Consider the following 3207-nt stretch of genomic DNA (forward strand, 5'->3'; position numbering starts at 1 on the left):
TATCGCAATCCAGTGAAGCAGACCCGTGCAAGGCCTGGATTAATTCTGGGCCGTCGAAACCCGTTACATCTAGCCGGATCTGAGCTGGTCCCATTTTTGATCGTGGTCAGCTGAATCCAAGTGAGAAAAAATCCTCATCCTCTCCATCTTTCCAGTGACACCAATATTCTCTTTCTTCCATTTTAAGAAATCGCTCTGTGATACCTGGGCCAAGCGTCTTTGAATCAGACTGTTGTTCTGTGGCCCGCACATGGCAGCTATTCCAAGTACCAGGTGATTCATTTCCGCTTTCGGATTTCGGTCAATGAAGGTTTTGAAGACCCCAAACAGTGATTCGATAATGTCGCTCGATACTGGAAGCGGTGTCTGGGCAATACCCAGACGACATTGGATATGCAGGTGTCGAGTCAGCCATCTCGATATTCTCTTATAGCTTTTCGATCTCTTTGGCAGAACGTCGACGATTTTCATTGCCTCCTGATAGCTCTCCCTATTGAGCCCCTTGGTTTTTAGGATCGTCATCATGCCCGCGAGGAGAATACTTCTTTTACTGAGCTGCCTCGTCATATAGTTGAGGTTTCCAAAGCCTCCAAAGAGTCGCCGCAACTCGGCTTCGAAACTGCCTTCGTGGACTCTCCCCGGACCACCCAAAAGCTTTTGGATCTTTTCGAGCCAGTGGCCAAGGCGCGATATCCCCATAAAGCGCCCCTTGGGACGGAGCTTTGGTGGAGCAAGGCATGCAAGCTTTGATTGAAATATTTTGGTGGCGTTGTTCTTGAGCTTTTTCGTGATCAGTTTAAAGGACGGCCTATCTTTGAAGTCGGCCTTTAAAGCGTTCGCCACTTCATGTGAAAGATCACTGATCGTGAAAACATCCTTTCTTTTCTCCGATTCCTTCCAAAGTCTTACCCCTTTTCCAAGGTCTCCACCGCTATCTTTTATAATGGCTTTGAGCATTGGCTCGTCCCGCAGAATACCTTGCAGGGCTTGATATACATCCTCGCCCTTCCATGACTCCATTATATGAATGGCGGCGCACGATACATCTTCAAGAGCGACGGCACCCTCGCGTTTCAGAAAAATTGAAAGTGGCAACCTTAGGACCACCAAAACCTTCTTATACGCAATGTCCAGCGTCATGTCCACAATCGCAATCCAAGGCTCCAAAGGCGCTTTCACCTCACGAAGATGGCCAAGGCCCACTCGACAAAACCAGTTGATGACCGATGTAAAATGAGGTATCCACCCTCCGAACCCTATGGCAGCCAATACCCGTGGGACCGAACGAAAGGAAATTTTCGCTTCGATGATGAGACGAACGGAGACCATCATTGTCATCAATTCCGAGGGCGGAACATGTGGCAACTGCTTGTGGGCCAATGCTTCTTGAAGCTCACTGCATTGCCGCCTGAGGTTTTCGTTTTCTTTGGATACGCCCTGGAACCTGAGCAAAAGCCGCCCATACCGGCGTGTGATATTTTTTATCAACCGGTTTCGTACCAAAGCTTTCCTCTTCCAAGCGTCCCTGCTTCGAAGTATATTGAGCATGTTTTATTGTTCTTTCTGCGACACAAACTTTCCACGGCAGGTGTCGCAGATCCCTTTTCCTCTGATCGCCTCAATACGTCAAGTCGGATATGCAAATTCAAAAATTTTGAATATTGAAGCTGTCAGATTTGGGACCAGGCAGGATCTGTCAGGTCATGCAGGTTTTCGACGGCCCACTTTTAATGTGCCTGTATGGGCTAGGGACGAACACTGGAATCAAAAGAGTATCCGCAACGATTCCTGGGGAAAAGTATCAGGATCTTCTCTATGCCAAGCGTAAATTTATTGATAAAGAATCACTACGCCAGGCGGTTATTGAAGTTGCGAATGCGACCCTGCAAGCCAGGATGCAGAACATATGGGGCACGGCAACAACGTCTGTTGCCTCGGACTCAAAAAAGTTTGGTTCATGGGACCAGAATTTGATGACCGAGTGGCACATAAGGTATGGTGGGCGCGGTGTCATGATCTACTGGCATGTGGATAAAAATTCACTTTGCATTTATTCTCAGCTGAAATCATGCTCTTCTTCTGAGGTTGCGGCTATGATTGAAGGCTTGATCAGGCATTGCACTGAGATGAAAGTTGAGAAGAATTACGTTGATACTCATGGCCAAAGTGAGGTTGCGTTTGCAATCTGTCATCTGCTTGGCTTTAAGCTTATGCCAAGGCTTGCAGATATTGCCACGCAAAAGCTCTATCGAACGCGACCGGGAGACAGCAAATCATTTCCAAGTCTTAAGCCTGTTCTGACGAGACCTATAAAGTGGGACTTGATTCAAGAGCAGTACGATGAAATGGTTAAATACGCCACGGCCTTAAAACTTGGTACAGCTGAAACGGAATCGATTCTAAAGCGTTTTACCCGCAATAACTTAAAGCATCCAACTTACAGGGCTTTCTGCGAGCTTGGAAAAGTTATCAAGACCATATTTCTGTGTCAGTATCTAGCGGATGAAGAACTGCGGCGTGAAATTCATGCTGGCCTTAATGTTGTAGAGAACTGGAATAGCGCAAACGGATTCATTTTCTTCGGAAAGAACAGCGAAGTTGCTACCAATCGGCTCGACGAGCAAGAGATATCGGTCCTCGCTCTGCACCTCTTACAAAGTTCTTTGGTCTATATCAATACATTGATGCTGCAGCGGGTATTGTCAGAGGAAGACTGGTTTAAGAAAATGGGAGTCGAAGACTTCAGGGGACTCAGCCCACTATTCTATGCCCACATTAACCCCTACGGAACCTTCACTTTAAATATGTCAGATAGACTATCTCTCGATGTAGCTTGAGCTGGCGGTGTTAATAGCCACCAAATCATTGTGCAGAAGCCACTTCATACTAAAATATCATTGTATCGCTTGGTGGTAAGGGATTGTGCGTCTTGCACCTGGATGCTCGGACGCTCAATTTACCCCTTTTTCGCTCAGTGTGCAACTGGACGATCTCCATCGACTGATTTCTGTCGCATGGGAATAGGCAGCCATGAAAAATATATACGGCCTATAAACCCATGCTGTTAACAAAAGAGCTTAAATCCAGACATGCCTGGGAACTAAACGGACCAACGGTAATAGTCTGGGTTTGAGCCAGGGTCAAAGTAAAGAGGCCATTGCTACAGCTTCCTCCGATCCCTTTATGCGTGTCCGGCAGATTTCGAAT

The 3207-nt window shown here is 46.9% G+C and carries 2 protein-coding genes and 1 pseudogene; 1 reads left to right on the forward strand and 2 read right to left on the reverse strand.

The window, feature by feature from the left end:
- Positions 1-69: 69 nt before the first annotated feature.
- On the reverse strand, positions 70-1332 hold the full coding sequence (locus tag VE954_RS18890; protein ID WP_324955596.1) for a hypothetical protein: 1263 nt from the start codon (positions 1330-1332) through the stop codon (positions 70-72).
- A gap of 61 nt (positions 1333-1393) precedes the next feature.
- Positions 1394-1519 (reverse strand): hypothetical protein, encoded by a 126-nt coding sequence (locus VE954_RS18895; protein WP_324955598.1) that lies wholly within the window; start codon positions 1517-1519, stop codon positions 1394-1396.
- Between the two features lie 205 nt (positions 1520-1724).
- Between VE954_RS18895 and VE954_RS18900 the strand changes: the two are divergent.
- Positions 1725-2837 (forward strand): annotated as a pseudogene (locus VE954_RS18900) (transposase); the annotation flags it as partial.
- Positions 2838-3207: the final 370 nt, after the last annotated feature.

The organism is Oligoflexus sp. (assembly GCF_035638955.1).
Classification (GTDB): domain Bacteria; phylum Bdellovibrionota_B; class Oligoflexia; order Oligoflexales; family Oligoflexaceae; genus Oligoflexus.

What these genes read in the sequence shown, in the direction of transcription:
- VE954_RS18890 (WP_324955596.1), bottom strand. Translation starts at nt 1,332, where the DNA reads ATGATGGTCTCCGTTCGTCTCATCATCGAAGCGAAAATTTCCTTTCGT.